Origin of the sequence: Aeromonas sp. sif0611, assembly GCF_019218845.1 — a bacterium.
GTDB lineage: Bacteria > Pseudomonadota > Gammaproteobacteria > Enterobacterales > Aeromonadaceae > Aeromonas > Aeromonas media.
The window spans coordinates 949,354-967,608 of the sequence record NZ_JAHUWU010000001.1 but is presented as its reverse complement, the minus strand read 5'-3'; the positions used below and the strand labels follow the sequence as shown (position 1 = coordinate 967,608).

The 18,255-nt window shown below is 62.3% G+C and carries 17 protein-coding genes; 15 read left to right on the top strand and 2 right to left on the bottom strand.

From position 1 onward, the window contains the following. The first annotated feature begins 9 nt into the window (after positions 1-9). From KW824_RS04255 to KW824_RS04230, 6 genes are all read left to right on the top strand, one after another. On the top strand, positions 10-1,155 hold the full coding sequence (locus KW824_RS04255) for a phage protease (RefSeq protein ID WP_218408998.1): 1,146 nt from the start codon (positions 10-12) through the stop codon (positions 1,153-1,155). A gap of 55 nt (positions 1,156-1,210) precedes the next feature. Then, the gene (locus KW824_RS04250) at positions 1,211-2,119 is read left to right on the top strand and encodes a Mu-like prophage major head subunit gpT family protein (RefSeq protein ID WP_216987525.1); all 909 of its coding nucleotides are present in this window, start codon (positions 1,211-1,213) and stop codon (positions 2,117-2,119) included. Between the two features lie 104 nt (positions 2,120-2,223). After that, positions 2,224-2,709 (top strand): Rho termination factor N-terminal domain-containing protein, encoded by a 486-nt coding sequence (locus tag KW824_RS04245; protein WP_218408997.1) that lies wholly within the window; start codon positions 2,224-2,226, stop codon positions 2,707-2,709. Between the two features lies 1 nt (position 2,710). Next, positions 2,711-3,124, top strand: a complete 414-nt coding sequence (locus KW824_RS04240) for a gp436 family protein (RefSeq protein WP_180907219.1) — start codon at positions 2,711-2,713, stop codon at positions 3,122-3,124. Further along, on the top strand, positions 3,121-3,558 hold the full coding sequence (locus KW824_RS04235; protein WP_218408996.1) for a hypothetical protein: 438 nt from the start codon (positions 3,121-3,123) through the stop codon (positions 3,556-3,558). Before KW824_RS04240 ends, KW824_RS04235 begins: the two co-directional genes overlap by 4 nt. Continuing rightward, positions 3,555-4,304 (top strand): hypothetical protein, encoded by a 750-nt coding sequence (locus KW824_RS04230; RefSeq protein WP_218408995.1) that lies wholly within the window; start codon positions 3,555-3,557, stop codon positions 4,302-4,304. The genes KW824_RS04235 and KW824_RS04230 overlap by 4 nt, the downstream gene beginning before the upstream one ends. Before the next feature lie 48 nt (positions 4,305-4,352). On the opposite strand, the gene KW824_RS04225 is transcribed toward KW824_RS04230, so the two are convergent. Continuing rightward, positions 4,353-4,742, bottom strand: a complete 390-nt coding sequence (locus KW824_RS04225; RefSeq protein WP_218408994.1) for a hypothetical protein — start codon at positions 4,740-4,742, stop codon at positions 4,353-4,355. A gap of 486 nt (positions 4,743-5,228) precedes the next feature. Between KW824_RS04225 and KW824_RS04220 the strand changes: the two genes are divergently transcribed. The 9 genes from KW824_RS04220 to udp all read left to right on the top strand — a co-directional run bounded on the left by KW824_RS04220 (position 5,229) and on the right by udp (position 17,326). Then, complete coding sequence (locus KW824_RS04220; protein ID WP_218408993.1) at positions 5,229-8,081, top strand: tape measure protein; 2,853 nt, start codon at positions 5,229-5,231, stop codon at positions 8,079-8,081. Next, positions 8,078-8,443, top strand: coding sequence for a hypothetical protein (locus KW824_RS04215; protein WP_180898552.1), 366 nt, complete (start codon positions 8,078-8,080; stop codon positions 8,441-8,443). The genes KW824_RS04220 and KW824_RS04215 overlap by 4 nt, the downstream gene beginning before the upstream one ends. Positions 8,444-8,445: 2 nt before the next feature. Beyond that, complete coding sequence (locus tag KW824_RS04210) at positions 8,446-11,916, top strand: hypothetical protein (protein WP_218408992.1); 3,471 nt, start codon at positions 8,446-8,448, stop codon at positions 11,914-11,916. A gap of 38 nt (positions 11,917-11,954) precedes the next feature. After that, positions 11,955-12,215, top strand: coding sequence for a hypothetical protein (locus tag KW824_RS04205; protein ID WP_218408991.1), 261 nt, complete (start codon positions 11,955-11,957; stop codon positions 12,213-12,215). Then, on the top strand, positions 12,216-13,280 hold the full coding sequence (locus KW824_RS04200; RefSeq protein ID WP_218408990.1) for a hypothetical protein: 1,065 nt from the start codon (positions 12,216-12,218) through the stop codon (positions 13,278-13,280). Between the two features lie 9 nt (positions 13,281-13,289). Then, positions 13,290-13,841 carry a hypothetical protein gene (locus KW824_RS04195; RefSeq protein WP_218408989.1) on the top strand — a complete coding sequence of 184 codons (552 nt, stop codon included), beginning with the start codon at positions 13,290-13,292 and terminating at the stop codon, positions 13,839-13,841. Then, positions 13,841-15,745, top strand: coding sequence for a hypothetical protein (locus KW824_RS04190; RefSeq protein ID WP_218408988.1), 1,905 nt, complete (start codon positions 13,841-13,843; stop codon positions 15,743-15,745). The genes KW824_RS04195 and KW824_RS04190 overlap by 1 nt, the downstream gene beginning before the upstream one ends. Then, on the top strand, positions 15,746-15,982 hold the full coding sequence (locus tag KW824_RS04185; RefSeq protein ID WP_218408987.1) for a hypothetical protein: 237 nt from the start codon (positions 15,746-15,748) through the stop codon (positions 15,980-15,982). It begins immediately after the preceding gene. A gap of 588 nt (positions 15,983-16,570) precedes the next feature. Continuing rightward, positions 16,571-17,326, top strand: a complete 756-nt coding sequence (gene udp, locus KW824_RS04180; protein WP_025326293.1) for a uridine phosphorylase — start codon at positions 16,571-16,573, stop codon at positions 17,324-17,326. 117 nt (positions 17,327-17,443) lie between these two features. Here udp and KW824_RS04175 read toward each other — a convergent pair whose 3' ends face one another. After that, the gene (locus tag KW824_RS04175; RefSeq protein WP_218408986.1) at positions 17,444-18,208 is read right to left on the bottom strand and encodes an RluA family pseudouridine synthase; all 765 of its coding nucleotides are present in this window, start codon (positions 18,206-18,208) and stop codon (positions 17,444-17,446) included. Positions 18,209-18,255: the final 47 nt, after the last annotated feature.

Below are 18,255 nucleotides of genomic sequence, written 5' to 3'. Positions count from 1 at the left end.
GTGAGAGTGATGCCCCCATCTGCGATTGCCGTGGCCATCTTGAATGCCAGACCCACCACCCTGGGGCTGGCCGTGCTCGATGCGCAGCTTACCCAGCAGGATGACGGTTGGTATCAACTGCTGCCGGTCGGTCCGTTCAAGGCCAGGGATGGCCGGCCCTTCGATGTGCCTGGTGGCCACTGGCAGCTCGACAAGACCATCGCCACTACCCTGATCAACCGGGCCAAGGCGCTCGGCCAAGACATCCTCATCGACTACGACCACCAGACCCTCAATGTCGAAAAGACGGGCAAGGAAGCCCCGGCGGCCGGTTGGTACAACGGCGACGAAATCGAGTGGCGCGAGGGGGAAGGACTCTTTATCAAACCCCGCTGGACCGAGCGGGCCGCCGCCCTGGTCGCGGCCAAAGAGTATCGCTTCCTCTCTGCCGTCTTCCCTTATGACGCCCAGGGCCGCCCCCTGGAGCTGCGCATGACCGCCATCACCAACGATCCCGGGGTGGTGGGTATGCAGGCGCTGGCGGCCTTGAGTGCACAACTGATTCAACCCGGCCAGCCGGCCACCCTCACCAAGGAGAACTCCATGAATGAACTGCTGAAAAAGCTGCTGGCCAAGCTCGGTATCGAGCTGACCGGTGACCCGACCGACGAGCAACTGCAGAAGGCGCTCACCGAGCTCGATAGCCTGCAGGCCAGCGCCAAGAAGGCGCCGGAGCTGGAGGCCGCGCTCTCGGCCGAGAAAACCGCTCTGGCCGCCCTCAAGGCACAGATGACGTCAGTACAACAAGGAGCCCAGGTTGACCTGGCGCAATTCGTGCCGGTGGCGACCTACAACGCCCTGGTCACCCAGGTGGCGGCCCTGACCGCCCAGGTGGACACCACCGATGCCGCGACCCTCATCAAGGAGGCCCGCACCGCAGGCAAGGTGGTGGCGGCCGAAGAGGAGTACCTGACCGCCTACGCCGCCCAGAAGGGGGTGGCCGCCCTCAAGGCCCTGCTGGACCCGCGCCCGGCCATAGCCGCGCTCACGGCTAGCCAGACCGCCGCCGTCACCCTGCCGGAGAAAAAGGGGGAGGCCGTGCTCTCGGCCGAAGACAAGTACGCCGCCGACCAGCTCGGCATCAGCCACGAGGACTTTGCGAAGGCCAAGGCCTGAGCAAGCCCTCGTTTCACGCGAAGGCAGTTCCGTATAACCAGAGAAGGAATAGACCATGGCCATGATTACCCCCGCGCTGCTGCAGTCCCTCTTCACCGGCTTCAAGAAGAACTTTGAAGACGCCAAGAGCGAGGCGCCGACCCAGTACACCAAGATCGCCACCGTGATCAAATCGACCACCAAGTCCAACACCTATGGCTGGCTCGGCAAGTTCCCGAGCTTGCGCAAGTGGGTCGGGGATCGGGTGATTGAGTCGATGAAGACCCACGGTTACCAGATCGTCAACGAAGACTTCGAAGCCACCGTGGCCGTCGATCGCAACGATATCGCGGACGACGAGCTGGGCATCTATGCCCCGCTGTTCGCCGAGATGGGGCGCTCGGCCGGGGTACATCCCGACGAGCTCTGTTTCGGTTTGCTGGGAGCCGGTTTCACCACACCCTGCTACGACGCCCAGTATTTCTTCGATACCGATCACCCGGTCTATCCCAAGGTCGATGGCACCGGCACCCCGGCGCTGGTTGCCAACCTGGTGGTGGATGGCGCCTATACCGGCGAGCCCTGGTTCCTGCTCGATACCAGCCGCGCCCTCAAGCCGATCATCTTCCAGGATCGCAAGTCCCCCGAGCTTATCGCCATGACCAAGGTTGACGACGAGGCGGTGTTCACCCGCAAGGAGTTCCGTTACGGGGTGGACTGTCGCGATGCCGCCGGTTTCGGCTTCTGGCAACTGGCGTTCGCCAACAAACGGGCCCTGACCCCCGACAACCTGTGGGATGCCTTCAGCCGGATGCGGGAGTTCCAGGCGGACGGTGGCCGCAAGCTCGGCATCAAGCCGACCTTGCTGGTGGTGCCGGCTTCCCTGGAAAAGCTGGCGACCCAGATGCTGGAGCGCGAGCTCTCCGAGAGCTCCAGCAACGAGCTCAAGGGCAAGCTGGAGCTGGTGGTGGCTGACTACCTGTAAGCGACACCGAGCTGTTTAACGGCGGGGTTAAGCGAGCGCAGTGTGGGCGTTTAACCCCCGTTTAAACCGGATCCTGGATTGAACGAGACAGAGGGAAACATGAGATGGAACACGAGATGGAACAGGCTATTCGAGTCGGCATTACATCGACGGTTCGCCAAGTCTATTTTCGCGCGGGCCTGGCGATTGCACCTGGCAAGTCTGAGCTGGTTGTGTCGCCTGTGCAGTGCGAGACCCTGGAGGCCGATCCGCGCCTGGTGGTCACTCGCCTGCTGCTTGAAGGCGTCACCCTTGCGCCGGCTGATGCACCGCAGACGGACCGGGATCTGGACGCAGCAGTGGGCGGCCTGACCGGCTCGGGTTACCTGGCGGGCGTCGCCACTTTGGATGGCAAAGTCACCCCGTTGGCCGAGATGAAGGTCGATGAGCTGCGCGCCCTGGCCGTGGAGATGGCGATCCCGGGCGCCGCCAGCATGAAGAAGGCCGAGCTGGCGGCTGCCATTGCGGCGATTGAGGTGCAATACCCGGTCAAGGACGAGGCTGGCGTCACCACTGAGTCGCCTGCCGACCCCGTGGCCGAGGGCGCCTGATATGTACGCCAGCGTCAACGACATGGTGACCCGCTTTGGCGAGGCGGAGCTGTTGCGCCTCGCCATGACCCCGGCCGGCGAGCTGGATAGCGCGGCCATCACCATCGCACTGCAGGACGCCGGAGCCTTGATCGACGGCTACCTGGCGGGGCGCTACCCGCTGCCGCTGGCTCATGTCCCGAGCGCCCTGGTGCCTATCTGCGCCGACATTGCCCGCCACCGCCTCTATGGCGAGCAGGCGCCGGAGCAGATTGCCAAGCGCAATGAGGCGGCCCTGGCCTTCCTCAAGTCGGTGGGCAAGGGGGAGCTGGCGCTGGGGCTGGCGGCCGATGGCGAGCAGGTGGAAAGCCAGAACCTGGCCCAGCTGCAGTCCGATGGTCGGGTGTTTGGCCGGGGCAGTGGGGGCTTCCTATGAACGGGCCCACGCCTGAACTCGACTACCTGGCGGCGGGGGAGCGGCTGCGTGAGCTGTTGCTGCCCTTGAAAGGGCAGGGGCTCAAGGAGGTGTTTGTGGCCACCGATCTGGAGGCGGTGGCCAACCTGGGGCAGCACACCCCGGCCATTCATGTGATTTACCAGGGGGAACGAGAGAACGATACCAGCCAAAGCGGGCGGCAAAGCGCGTTCGATCAGGTTTGGCTGCTGGTGTTGGTGCACCGTGCCACTCCCAAGGAGGCCAGCGCCGGGGTGTGGTTGGGGCGCATGTTGCAGGCCGTGGCCGGTCGGGCCTGCGGTGACAGTACCTTTCGGCGTGAAAGCGCACCGGTCAAGCCGAGTTACAAGGGTGGGGTGGTCTATCTGCCCCTTGCCTTCAAGACGACAGTGAAATTCAAGGGAGAACGGTCATGAGCGAAACACTGCACCTGGAAGGGGATCTCTATATCGAGACCTTCACCAACAACGTCTCGAACGGGGTTATTGGCCCGGTGGACGTCAACAGCCTGGAAGTCAAACCGGACAGCGATAAGATCAGCATCCCGAGCAAGCGCAAGGGCAAGCTGGGTCAGGCGCGAGATACCTATTTCGTGCCAAAGCCCGCCACGGTCACCATCAAGACCAGCGAGATCCCGCCGGTGCTGCTGGCAGCCGCCTTTATGGGGCTGGAGAGCCCCATCAACCAGGGGGCGGGGACGCTGACCGAGGTGCCGCTGACCCTGCCCGCCCATCCGAAATGGTTGTCGCTCGGCAAGACCAATCTCTCGGCCACCGGCCTGGTGGTGAAGGAGGGCGTCACCTCTTTGGTGCTCGGCACCGACTTCGAGATCAACTATGCCCTGGGGCTGCTGCGGGCCACTAAGGCGGGGGCGGTGGCAGATGGCGGCCCCGTGACCGTCAGCGCCAGCTACAACGCCATCACCGGTACCCGCATCGCCGGCAACGTGCAGCCAGAGGTGAAGGCGAAGCTGACCCTGGATGGGCGCAGTGTGATCGGTGGGGAGTCCATCATCCTGACGGTGCCCCGTGCCAGCCTGACCCCCAAGAAGGCGGTGGATTTCCTCAGCGACAAGCCCATCGAGATCGAGCTGGAAGGGGAACTGCTTGCCCTGGATGGTGAGACTGCGCCTTTCTATGTGGATCGGCCGGAGACGGTGTAAGGGGTGGACAGCAGAACGGCGGGGAGACCTGCCGTTTTGTGAAAAACCCTAGCCTCTTTCAAAACGCTGCTCAATTAAAGTCATTTGTGTCGCTATGGAAGCTGCTTTTGCTCGATGGGACTTTTTTTCTTCGTGAGCGAAGTGAACACACAAAAGACCAGTTATCCCACATACAGCAAATACAGCCCAAGCAACAATAATGTTTGTTTTATCTGCTTCTGGTATAGCCCCTGTTAAAATAGATATTACAGTTGCTAAGGCGGCACCTAGTAGTAAAGAGCCTACGGTTTGGATTAACCATGGCTCTGTGGTTAACTCTCCTATTTGGTTTTTGAGAACATCCCACTCATTACATGGGATCGGAAATGCTTTGTCGTTCTTAGGTCGAAGAACCTCAAAGCCTTGCGACATTTTGAATCCAGTTTCAGTGTCCATCATTTCTTCTCCTGAGTAGGGGAAGGTGATTCTGGCTTTACTACACCGGCGATTATTGCGTTAACAAGAACAGTGTTACCGCAGTTTCCACATGAGACCGGTATGACGGGGATAAGGGGGCCCCCCATCACAAGATTACCACTGTGAAACTCCATAAGTTGAAACGTATTGTCCGGAACATTCCATGGACCTTTGCCGCACATTGGGCAACCTTTGCCACCCCATTTTTCAGAAAGAAAGTCAATTACTTTTTGTGAGTGTAATTTAGACACTATGTTTCCTCAGAGAAGAGATATGAACATCTAGAATTTTGGAACTCTGATTTTACGTCGTTTAATTGCGTACATGCTAGTAATGCAGGTGTGATTAGCTCATCACAATCGAACGTTCACAAGATTCTTGCGATATATTTATCAGTAATACACCATAAATCCGCATATCTTCCCATTTCCTTACTATGGGGCATCTCCTACTTGTTCGGGAATGCCCATGTCCACCTCTTCCACCCTCAAACTCGCGCTGGAGCTGGCGGCCAAGGTCACCGGCCGCGAGGACCTGGCTGCGCTGGCGGGTGAGGTGCAGGAGCTGGGCCCTATCTCAGACGAGACGGCCGCCGAGACCGAGCGGCTGGCGCAGACGCTGGAAACCCTGAGCCAGCAGCAGGAACTGATCGCGCAGTTCAACCAATCCGCCGAGGCCCTGACTCAGCTTGAGCAGGCCAGCGTACTGTCCCGCGACAAGCTGGCACAATTACGGGCCGAGCAGCAGACCAGTGCTGGTCAGGCCCGTGTGCTCACCGACCAGGAACGGCTGCTGGCATCCGAGGTCAAGCAGCTGGAGCGCCAGCTGATTTCCCAATCCGCCGCCCATACCCGCCTGCACGTCGGGCTCACCCAAGCCGGGCTCGATACCCGCAACCTTGCCCAGGAACAGCAACGCCTGCAGCGGGAGCTGCGCGAGAGTGCGGCCCAGACCGAACGGCTGGGGCGTTCCCTGGTGCAGGGAGCGCAAGGCGCTGGCGGCTTCCAGGGGGCCATCGGTAGCCTGACCGGCCGCCTGGTGGCCATGGCCGGTACCTGGTTCGGGATCCAGACCCTTACCACCCAGCTGATGGCCATGTTCCAGACCGGCGATCAGGCCGAACGCCTCAGCGTTCAGCTCAAGGCGGTGATGGGCTCCATTGAAGGAGGCCAGCAGGCCAGCGCCTGGATCCAGGACTTTGCCAAGAACACCCCGCTGCAGCTTGACGAGGTGACCCAGGTCTTCGTGCGTCTGAAAGCCTTTGGCATCGACCCCATGAATGGTGCCATGCAGGGCATCGTCGATCAGGCGTTCAAACTGGGCGGCGGATTTGAGGAGGTGCAGGGTATCTCCCTGGCGCTGGGCCAGGCCTGGGCCAAGCAGAAACTGCAGGGGGAGGAGATCCTGCAGCTTATCGAGCGCGGTGTGCCGGTGTGGCAACTGCTGGAGCAGGTCACCGGCAAGAATACCGCCGAACTGCAGAAGCTCTCGGAAGCGGGAAAACTCGGCCGGGACACCATCCAGGCCCTGATGAACGAGATCGCCGCCCAGTCGAGCGGGGCAGCGGCCAACAACATGATCCTGCTCTCGGGGCTTATCTCCAACGCCCAGGACAACCTGGCCAAGTTCTACCGCATGGTGGCGGAGAACGGGGCGCTGACCTGGCTCAAGAACCAACTGGCCAGCCTCAACCGTGAGTTCGACCAGATGGCCCAGGATGGCCGCCTGCAGGCGTGGGCCCAGCGCCTCTCCGACGGCATCGTCGGGCTTGGGGAGTCCATCAAGGCCTTCATCCAGACCGTCTATGCCTGGCGCGATACTTTGCTGGTGATGGCTCAGGCCTGGTATGGCCTGAAAATCGCGGGCTGGATTGCCGATCTGCGCGGCCTCTACGGCCAGTTCATCGCCCTGCCTGCGGCGACGGCCACGGCAGCAGGGGGCATGACCACGGCAGGCACGGCAGCGGCCGGGGCGGCGATCGGCGTGCGGGCGCTGGGCATGGCCATCAGGGCTGTGCTGGCTGCCGTGACGGTGGAATCCATCATCCAGATCACCCAGTTCGCCAACGCACTGCGCCAGCTGGTGCTGGCGGAGTTGGCGCTGCGAGAGGCGCAGGCCCAGCGCTCGCAAACCCAGGCCCAGCTCAATGGCCAACTGGCAGCCCTCTCTGCCGAGCTGGGGTTGGCCATCACCAGCGTGGCAGACCTCGATCGCCTGGTCGCCGAAGGCAAGGTGCATTACGACGAGGCCACCGGCAGCTGGCGAGCAGGGGCCGCCGCCGTTAAGGCGTTGGGCGATGAAGCCAAGCAGACCCGCGACTATCTTGCCGAAATCAACACGGTGGCCAAGCAGACGGCGGCGGATGGTCCGGCAAAGCTGGCCAAGGCATTTGATGAGCTGGGGCTGGACTTCGAGCGGGCTAATGGTCGTATCGGCGCCAGTTTCCAGAATACGCTCGGCGCCCTGGATACCCTGGTGCAATACACCGGATCCAGTTCGGCAGCCTGTGAAGAAGCCCTGGCGGCGGCGTTCAACCAGGCGAAGAACAAGGCCGAGATCGATGCGGTGATCGAGCGTATGCAGGCAATGGCCAAGCAGGGCCAGCTCACCGGGGATGGCATCACCCGCTCGATGGCCATCGCTGCCGACGCCATGAGCAAGGTGAAGGGGGGCAGCGGCGATGCCAAACAGGCGGTGGCGGCGATCGGCGATGGTTTCGACACGGCGGCCGCCAAGGCCAAGAGTGCCACCGATGCCATGCGCTCCGGCCTTCGCGGCGTACAGAAAGAGGCAGAGCAGACCGGTAATGCTGTGGCCTCTGCAGGTGGTGGGGGCGGTGCCGGTGGGGGCCGAGGGGACGTGACCCGCACCGTGGGCGCCGGCTCGTTCTTCTACAAGACCGTGGACATCAACAACCTGCGCGGCAATGCCGATGCCCTGGCCAACACCCTCGCAGGCGTGGAAGAGGAGCTGGCCCGCTACAGCCAGAAGGTCAGGGACATCCCTGCCTATAGCGAGTGGAGCAAGTGGTACGCAGAGAAGTTCCAGAAGGAGATGGAGGCCATGCGCACCAAGCTCCAGCAGGAACTGAGCAAAGCCCAGGCCAAGGAATCTGAGAAGGCTCAGGCCAGTCAAGCCGGGCCATCCCCGTCCCAGTATTCGTCGCCCATCAACACCCCCAGCACCAACGTGCCGGCGGCCCAACCCCTCCAGCCCATCGTGATCCAGCTGGGTGAGCGTTCGGCCCGGATCGACGTGGCGCCGTCCCAGGTGGTGGGGCTGCTGGATATCTTGAAGCGCTACCAAGAGGGGCAGACATGAACAGCATCAACGGCGTTGCCCTGGATGACGAGTTGGTCTGGATCGATGAATGGGCCTGGACCCCCATGCTCCAGAGCGTGGATTACGCCGTGACCGGCGACTTGATTGCCCAGCACGGTTTGAAGGTAGGCGGCCGCCCCGTCACCTTGACCGGCCGGATCCGATACGCCGGGCTGGCGGCGGTGTATCAGCTGCTGAGCGACCCGACACCGATGACGCTCTCGCTGTTCGGGCGTGAGTCTCAGGTCATCTTCCGCCATGCAGATGGGCCCATCCAGGCCATTCCCGATTACGAGGTAGCCAATCCGGCCGAGTTTCCCGAGCTGGGATACACCCTCACCCTGCGTTTAACAGAGGTTTAAACATGCCCATCACAGCAAAAGATATCGTCATCTACGAGTCGGCCAGGCTGACGGATGAAGACAACGGCGGTGGGTTGCCGACCGGCCGCCTGGTGATCGATGGGCAGGTCAACAACCTGTTCCCAGACACCAGTCGCCTGGACCGCACCCAGGGCCGGGTCAATATCCGCAAGATCTTCGGCGGGGTGGCGGTGGATACCCAGGAGGTGTACCTGGGCTCCCATTTCATGGTGAGCAAGGATGCCGCCGACAGTCGCGTCAACATGATTGCCTTTGCTGGCACCCCGACCGACACCCGCGCAGAGGTTAAGAACGCCATCGAGAGTTACCTGGTGCCCGGCATCAGTGCCCGCATGTACCTGCTCGGCGACCAGTACAAGGGGCAGAGGATGATCCTCGCGTTTCAGGAGGTCTCCGCCCCCGAGCCCGAACTGGGCGGCACCCTGCTGCTGCGTGGGGTGGACCCTGACACCAAGGCCGCCTATGAGCAGTACGTCAAAATTGCCGAGTATGAGGCCCACGAGCAGACCTTCACCTACGAGCACGGTGGTGAGTTCAAGACCCTGGTACGGCGGGTTTGCACCCTCAATATCACGGCCCGGCTCGCCTTTACCTTCTATGGCGGCGCCCCGTATCCAACCGGCTCGACCACCTCCAACGGCAATCAGGTGGCCGACATCCTCACCACCACGGTGGCGGATGCGGCACGCTACTACGGGGTCGCTGCGTTGGCGCGGCCAGCCTTGCCGGGGGATCTGCAGGTGCGGGTCAACTCGGTTTACAAGCCGATCGTGCCGAGCGCCTATGGCGAGAACCTGCTGACCGACCGCTCTGCCGCCACCGATCTGGCGATCATGCAACCCTCGGGCAATGCCGTGACTCGCCCCCTCCAGTTCGCCTTGGTGGCGGGCAGCCAGTCTCGCAGCTATCTGGAGCGGGTGCCCAAGCGCGGCTCCCTGCAACTCACGATCGATGGGGGCGTGTTCAAGGACAATGGCAGCGGGGAGCTGAAGTTCCAAAGCGGCAACAACAACTTCAGCAAGCTGACCGTGAACTTCGAAACCGGCCAGATCGACGTCTGGCGCAATGCGGGCAGCTTTACCGCTTCGGCCACCGCCAGCTACACCCCGGCGGTGCGGATCCTGGGCAACCTCATCAGCGCGAGCCGGGAGGTGACCCCGGCCACCCGCACCTTTAACTGGACGTTCGACTTCTCCGCCGCCATCCCCATGCCGGGCACGGTGCGGGTCTTGTATCGGGCGCTGGGCAAGTGGCAGCAGCTCGAAGACAACGGCAGCGGCCAGCTGGTGGGGCAGGGCTCTGGCACTCAGAACTTTGTGACCGGCTCCCTGGCCGTCACCACTGCCGCCCTGCCGGATGCCGAGAGCGAGATCATCGTCCAGTACCAGCCCGCTCAAGGGATAGCGGTCGAGTTGCTGCTGGGCAGCAAGACAGTCGGCAAGCACCAGCGCCTGGAGTTGCCGGACGGCATCCTGCCGGGCTCGCTGCAGGTCAGCTGGGTCAATGGCAGTACCGGATACAGCCTCACCAGCAACGAGCAGGGGGAATTGTCCGGCAGTGGCAGCGGCACCGTGCTCGATGTGGATGGGCTGATTGAGTTCACGCCACTCGTGTTGCCCAGCGATGGACTTTATACCCTGACCTACACACCGGATATCCGTCTGCTTGGGGAGGTGGTGATCCCGGGAGCAGGAAACCAGAGTGCCAACGGGTCGGTGGGGCAGGCGTTCAAGCCGTACAGCTTCCTGCTGCGCTATGCGGTGCGCCGCTTCAATTACGCCGGGCGCTTCCATGCCCAGGGGGATGGCTACTACACCACCCAGGTGATCGATATCCGTGACGATGGGGCGGGAAACCTCATGCGTGGTAGCGAGAATGTGGGGGTGATCAACTATCAGACTGGGGGGTTTTCCTTCACCTGGTCACAGGGCTATAGCTACAAGTACGAATGCTATGTTGGCCAGAACTGGACGGTCAGCACCGTCAACCTGTTTGAGGAGATGGTGGGCCCAGGCAGCTGGCAAGCGCTGGGAACGGGAACTGGAACTACCCCCATCACCAAGCAGGTCAATGCGCCGGAGCTCGATTTCTTGCTGGGTAAGCCCAACATTCTGACCGGTTCGCTCTGGTTTACCGATGGCAGCACTCACTATATCGAGCGAGATGGCATCCTCTGGAAAAACCCGGATTCCCGTACCGGGGCCGGTAGTCGGGTTGGCCGGGTGGATCTGGGAATAGGACGGGTGGTGCTCTCCGATCTCAGCGGCTTCACCGGCAACCTCACGCTGCTCTCTTGTGCCCGCGTGGTGACGGCGGCATTTGCCAATGCGCTGACCTTCCGCACCCCCGGCAGCCCGCTCAAGCAAGCCAATTTCCAGCTAATCGCGGTGGCCTATGACGGCTCCCTGGTGAATGCCAGCGCCGATGCTCAGGGGGATCTGGTGGGAGATGGCGTGACAGGGACGGTGAACACCAACACCGGGGTGGTGAAAGCAACTTTTGCCAAGCCGATCTTGGCGAGCTCTGCCCGCTACAACACCGTGTTGCTGACCGCCTTGCCGCTGGATGCCGCCCGCATCGGGCTGGATCCGGTGCGCCTGCCCGCCGATGGCAAGGTACCCATCTACCAGGATGGCGACACCCTGGTGCTCTCCCACACTGTCTCCCAAGCGGTGGGGGTGCCAGCTGGTGGCGCCGTGCTCGACGCCGGGCGCGACTATGTGGCCGACCTCTACCTGGTGGGTGCCAATGGCAAGCGCCTTGCGCCCACCCAATACACCGAGGATCGGGACAGCGGTCTGCTGACCCTGAAAGCAGGCTACAGCCTGGTTGATGACACCGGTGCGGCGGTGACTGCGCCGCTCACCTTCGTCAACCGCATCGAGCACATGAGCCTGGTGCTGGACGTGCAGATCTCCGGCGACCTGACCCTGGCCGACCCGCTGGTACACGACTATCCGGCCGGGGAGACCATGGTCAGCTCCTGTCTGCAGTTTGGCGACCGCTTTGCCAGTTGGGCCAACAACTTCGTCCAGCAGAGCTGGAACAGCGCCAGCCCGAACTGGGGCAGTGCGCCCGTAGGCGGGGCCATCAGCGCCAACTACAACTGGGCGGATCACCCGGTGCAGGTAACCGACCGGGGGGCGGTGGATGAGCAGTGGGCGCTGGTTTTCACCAGTACCACCACCTACAACGTCATCGGCAAGACGCGGGGGCTGATCGCCTCCGGTAACTTGACCACGGATCTGGCGCCCCTCAACCCCAACACCGGCACGCCTTTCTTTGTGCTGGAGGCGGCGGGTTTCTCCAGCGGCTGGGCCAACAACAACGTGGTGCGCTTCGATACCAGTTCGGCGCTAGCCCCAATCTGGTTGCTGCGCTGCATCAGCGTCGGCCGCGCCACCCACCCGGACGACCGCTTCGAGGTCTTCCAGCGCGGTGATGCCGATTAAGCGGCCACCGACAATGAGCAACGACGAGGATCCGCGCCATGCAGCGACTATCAGGTAGTGTCAATGACCAGGGCGTGCTGCTCGCTGATGCCGTGGTGCTGGCCCTGCCGCGTTTTGCCGGGGTGATCCCCGGCTCATCCCCGCCCAGGGTGGGGCGCTGGGTGCTTGCCCATACCCACACCGACGGGGCGGGGGCATGGCAGCTAGATTGCGACTATTCAGGCCCGGTCATCGTGATGTGCTGGGATACCACAGGACGACAGTTGGCCCCCATGGTGCTGGGGCCGGTGGAGGCATAGATGGCAGTCAACGATTACTTGAAAGGGACGGGGACGGTCGGGGACCCTTATGTCATTCATAACCTGGCGGCCGCCATACAGTTTTTCAACGTGGATATTTACACTGTCGGCGTTTATGCAGAGTTGATTGTTGACCTGGACTTGAGTGCCAACACTTTTAACCTGAACACTACGACCCGAGCAACATTAAATGGGAATGGTTACACCCTGACTGGATTAAAGCACTTTACGCATAACTATCAGGGTGCAACCTTCAAAAAGGTGAATTTTGTCAATGTCTTTTGGCTGAATTCGGCGGGCCAGCAGAACTCCTCCTCAGCAACGATCATATTTGAAGATGTGATCTTCAATGGAGGTACCTTGGCGTGCTATAGCGGCAGGATGCAATTTAAACGCGCCATATTGATGGGAGTCGCTTGGAAGTATCTTCAGACCGGGGCGGCGTTTGTTGCTACAGATAGTTTCACCATGCCGCCGTCAAGTGTCCCGTCTCCTCAGGGTTTTATCGACCTGCGATCCGTAGCTGATCCCTTCAACTCCAATCGTTTCACCATGCTGCCAGCCGGTCTGTGGGTCGTTGATGGTGCCAGCGAGCCACGTCTGCTTAAGCAAGATGTTGTCGGCTTGACGCAAGGCTACCTTGTGAAAGGAGTGATCAAGGTGGGCGGGATTGCCAAGACACGTTTCGTGCGCGCTCTGAGTCTGGTCGACTTTGCGCGTATCAATGATGGAGTGGCCGCTGCTGATGGCAGTTTCAGCCTGAAGTGCGGTTTGTATAGCGATGTTGTGATGGTAGCCACCTACGAACCCTATGGCGCACTGCTGGTCGCCAGCAAGGCGTATGTGCTGGGTGACATTATCCATCCGGCGACCCCCAATGGTTTTCGCTACCTCTGCACCAAGGCGGGCAACAGCGGCACCAGCTTGCCACCAGAACCCTGGTCAACCACGGCTACCCTGACGGTCGGGGCTGCCATCTTCACGCCAGACCCCATTTATCAACCTCAAATCCACGGCCCCATCAAACCGGTGTTGTGCGACCTCATCACCGGCCTGCCGGTTTAAGGAGCGGTGATGGCGACCTCTTACCAGCTGACTGTACCTGGCCTGACCGTCAACTTTGATGCACTGGCCTCCTATGTCGTGCCTGCGTGGGATCAGCTTGCCTTCGATGTCCCCGACTGGTTGGAGCGTACCATTACCGGCCGGGTAGCCGGGGTGGTCACGGTGCGCAATATCGGCCGCGCCCGCGAAGTGCTGGTGCTGAGCGCAGAGCCGGTCGATGGCCAGTACCAGGTGCTGGCCGAGGTGACCAGCGGCGGTGATGGGGACTTTGCGGCCGAGTGGTTGAGCTACCAGGGCAAGGTGTTGGTGGTAGGTCTCTCGCAGTATGGTGAAATCTGGCAAGCCGAACGCATCTATCAGGTGGGGGAGGTGGTGAGCCCGAGCGTCTGGAACGGCTTTATGTACGTCTGCGAGCAACCCGGCACGGCGGGCAGCGGGGAGCCGGTCTGGCCACTCGCCGAAGAGGCTGCCGTGTTTGTCGGTAGCGCCGTGTTTCGGGCTCGGCAATATCTGCCCATCGTGGCCCATGGGCCGCTGCAACCCGAGATCGAGGTGAGCTGATGTATCTGCCACCCGCTGCCACTGCCATTACGCTCGCCATTGCCTCGCGCCGCCTAGTGAAGATCCCCGCCCCGGCGGCCATCGACTTTTATCTGGGGGGATCGCTGCGCCCACCCATGGCCCCGTCGCTCCGCACTGCGGTAGCCAGCGGTTGGCAGGGGATGGCCCAGGTGAGGGATAGCCAGCTGACCCTGACACGTGGCCTGCTGCACGCAACCGACCAAGGTGACGCGCTGCCCTTTGGCCAAGCGAGCCCGCTGGGGCAGCCACTGGCAGCCCCGCTGACCCAGGCGCGGGCGGTTGATCTGACCCAAGCAGGCCGCTGGGTACTGGCCACCCGGCAAGACAGCCGCCTCTGGCAGGGCTTGGCGATGAGCGCGGCCCGTGATCAGCTACCCATGCGCAGCGCCTGGCAGCAGGCCGCCCAGCGGCTGGATCTGGCCCGCACCGGCCCCTGGCAGCAACCGCCCGCCCGCGACCAGGCCACCGCCACCCGCTGGCATATCACCGATCTTCGCCATCGCCCCTGGGAGCTGCGTTGGGACGGGCTGCCGCCGTTGCTGACCCGGTTACCTGCCCGCGACCAGCTCGATTTTGCCCTGACCGCTGCCTCGGGCGAGTGGCAGGCGATGAGCCTGGTGTTTTCACTGGCCGAGCCCCAGCCCGATCGCGCCGTGGCTCCCCGCGACCAGGGACACGGCCTGCCCGCTGGCTATGCCCGCCTGGCCGACCAGGCCGACGCGCTGCCATGGGGAGCGGGCGCCAAACCGCTCGACCCGGGCTGGGGGCTTGAACATGGCGACGACTCTGGCGGCGAGATTGGCGATCGCGAGCCTCCCATTAATCCTCAACCGGCGCCCTACATCATCATGAACGAGATCAGTTGCGTTGCCGTCAATGGCAGTGAGCGCGTGCCGCTCGCCCTGTTCAACCCGAGCCTGAAACTCGATATCGACAGCTTTGTGTGGGAGCTCTCCGGCGAGCTGCGGGGCAAGACCAATCTGCCCTATGTGAAGCCGACCGCCACCGGGCCGCGCCATATCGAGCTGACCATCAATGGCTGGACCTGGCTGTTTGCGGTGCAGGGCTACCGGGTCAACCGTGCCCTGGGGAGTGAGGTCTATCCCTTCACGGCCCGCTCGCGCACCCAGTTCCTCGACGGCCCCTGGGCGTCCCTGGTCGATGTGACCCTGCCCAATGAGATGACCGCCTGGCAGCTCGCCGAGGAGCTGCTGACGCCGCTGGGCTTTGCCATCGAGCGCCCCGCCCATGGCGAGTGGGTTCAGACCCCTGACTGGTCGCTGGCGCCAGGCTCTATCAGCGAACGGATGGCCCCCAAGGAGCTGCTGGCCAGGCTGGCCAAGGCGGCGGGGGCCGTGCTGGTGCCTCACATGAGCGAAGACAAGGTGCTGGTGCAGCCCCGTTACCTGGTGAGTCCGTGGCAGTGGGCCACGGCGCCGGATTCGGCCTTTAGCCACCTCATCCCCGAGGCGATGATCCCGGAAGAATCGAGCGAGTCGGCATCGAGCCCTCGCCTGGAGCGGGTGCTGATCGCCGGCACCACCCACGGGGTGGTCACCGAGGTGGTGCGCCCCGGCACGGCGGGCAGCCAGAGCGGCGAGGATATCAGCGACGTGCTGGCACAGACCCACCCGGTCAATGCCGAGCGGGGTCGCAACCTGATTGCCGACTCGGGCGAACAGGAGATGGTGACCCTGCGCCTGCCGCTGATGCGGCCGGGGCAGGCCCCCGGGCTGGTGATACCCGGCCAGCTGGTGAAGGTGCTGCGGGCAGATGGCAGCCATACCAGGGCCCTGTGCATCAGCAATGCGCTGGCGCCTTCTGGCATCAGCTCGGTGTGGCAGAACGTCACCTTGGAAGTGCATTTGGACATGGAGGCATAGATGGCGAGCAACAACCCGTGGAAGAAGTTTGAGGCCATGCTGCCGAGCACGGTGCGGGTGAGGGGCAAGGTGCTATTGGTCGATACCCTGCGCGGTACCAGCCTCATCGAGCAGGTGGGCGGGGCCACCCTGCGGGTGTTTGGCACCGGTGCCGCCGTGGGTCGTTGGGTACTGGTTGAGAATGGTGCAATTGTGACCCAGCTCCCCGATCTACCCTTCGCGAGGGTGGAGATGTAGCTGGGGAGTCTGGCACCAGACTGCCGTTAAACGCCACCATTTAACCCGGGCAAGGGTTTATCAAACTGGGTGAATCAGATGCGTTGAGTTTGATAAATGTAGCGAGCTCACCGTTTATCGTTTTCCCCATAAATGTTTTTCATTTTTCGCGGCGGGCTACAGGTTTTTCATCTTTCACGGCGGGTTACACATGGCCCTGGATGTCGCCATGATGGGGGGTCATCAAGTCGTATGCGGTACCTGCATACAGCGTCAAGGGGATGACGCGGGGTCAATGGTATCTGATTGGCAACTTTATGGACTCGATCACGGACCGAAAAACCGGGGCCAGACGGGGATTGACAAGGGCGCTTGCCTCTTGTTCTGTGTAAAAACGTTTTTCAAGAAATTCATCAGGTTAGCAAACGTTTTGCCGGTTTTTTACCGCCTCGGATGCGTGGAAGTGTGAAGCGCGTCAAGGAATTGGAAAGCGCTTTCGACCATAGTTGGCGCCTTCCCCGATGGAGGGAAACAGGCTCGAAAATACCATAAAGAATCACCTTAACTGCGCTCGGCTGCGAGGCGGCGGGATGCAACCAGGAGTCCACTATGTCTGATGTATTTCACTTGGGTTTGAAGAAAGCGGATCTGCAAGGCGCCACCCTGGCGATCGTTCCCGGTGACCCCGAGCGCGTGAAGCGCATCGCAGAGCTGTTGGATAACCCTGTGCACCTGGCCAGCCATCGTGAGTTCACTACCTGGCGCGGCGAGATGGACGGCAAGGCCGTGATCATCTGCTCCACCGGCATCGGCGGCCCGTCCACCTCCATCGCGGTGGAAGAGCTGGCCCAACTGGGTATCCGCACCTTCCTGCGCATCGGCACCACAGGCGCCATCCAGCCGCACCTGAACGTGGGCGACGTCATCGTCACCACAGGCTCAGTGCGTCTCGACGGTGCCAGCCTGCACTTCGCGCCCATGGAATTCCCGGCCGTGGCCGACTTCGACTGCACTACCGCGCTGGTCAACACCGCCAAGGAGCTTGGCTCCACTCTGCACGTGGGTGTGACTGCCTCTTCCGACACCTTCTACCCGGGTCAGGAGCGTTACGATACCGTATCCGGCCGCGTCGTGAGCCGTTTCCAGGGTTCCATGAAAGAGTGGCAAGCCATGGGCGTGCTGAACTACGAGATGGAGTCTGCCACCCTGCTGACCATGTGCTCCAGCCAGGGCCTGCGCGCCGGCATGGTAGCCGGTGTCATCGTGAACCGTACCCAGCAGGAAATCCCGAACGCCGAAACCATGGCAAGAACCGAATCTGATGCCATCAAGATCGTGCTGGGCGCCGCCCGCAAGCTGATCTGATAGCACCACCACGAGTGGGGGGTGGGGGCCGTTGCGAAAGCGCGGCCCCTATCTTTATCCGCCGTTTACCGCTTTGCCCCTCTTCTGCTTGCCTGCCCCTTTATTCCCTGTTCCTCATTACCCCTGTTGCCCCGTCATGGCGGCCAGCACCTGTTCAAAGGGTGCCTCACAGCGGATCTGCATCGGCTCGCCGCTCACCGGATGCACGAAATCCAGCGCGCTGGCATGCAGCATCAGCCGTGGCGCCTGCTCACAACCCGGCAGCTCCAGACCGCCGTAGAGATCGCAGCCGAGTATGGGGTGACCCAGCAGCTGGCTGTGGATGCGCAGCTGATGGGTGCGGCCTGTCTCCGGCACCAGGCTGACCCGGGTCAATGGCAAGGGCTCGCCCCTCGCACCCTCGCGCATCAGTCGCTCCACCACCCGATAGCGGGAGCGGGCGGGCTTGCCGCTGGTGCAGATCTTCATCAGCGGGAAGATCGCCGGATCCTTGGCGATGGGCGCCTCGATCACCCCCTCATCGTCCGCCAGATGGCCGCACAGCAGGGCGTCATAGGCCTTGCTCACCGCCCGCTGGCTGAACTGCTGGCACAGCATCCCGTTGATGCCCTTGTCTCTGGCCACCACCATGAGGCCTGAGGTGCCAAAGTCGAGGCGGTGCACCAGGGTGCAGCCGGGGTAATCCTGCACCAGCCGATGGTGGACGGAGTCGAGGTTCTGCGGGTTCTTGCCAGAGAGGCTGAGCAGGCCGCTCGGCTTGTTGATGAGCAGCAGGTGTTCATCCTCGAACAGGACCTCTATTTGGGCATTGCAAGGGGGGGCGATAAAGGTATCGACGATAACAGACATGGGGCGCACGGGCTGGAAACGGGGGGCAATCATACTCCAAGCGGTGGTGCGGGGCGAATCGGCGTGAGCTGGCCAGGTCC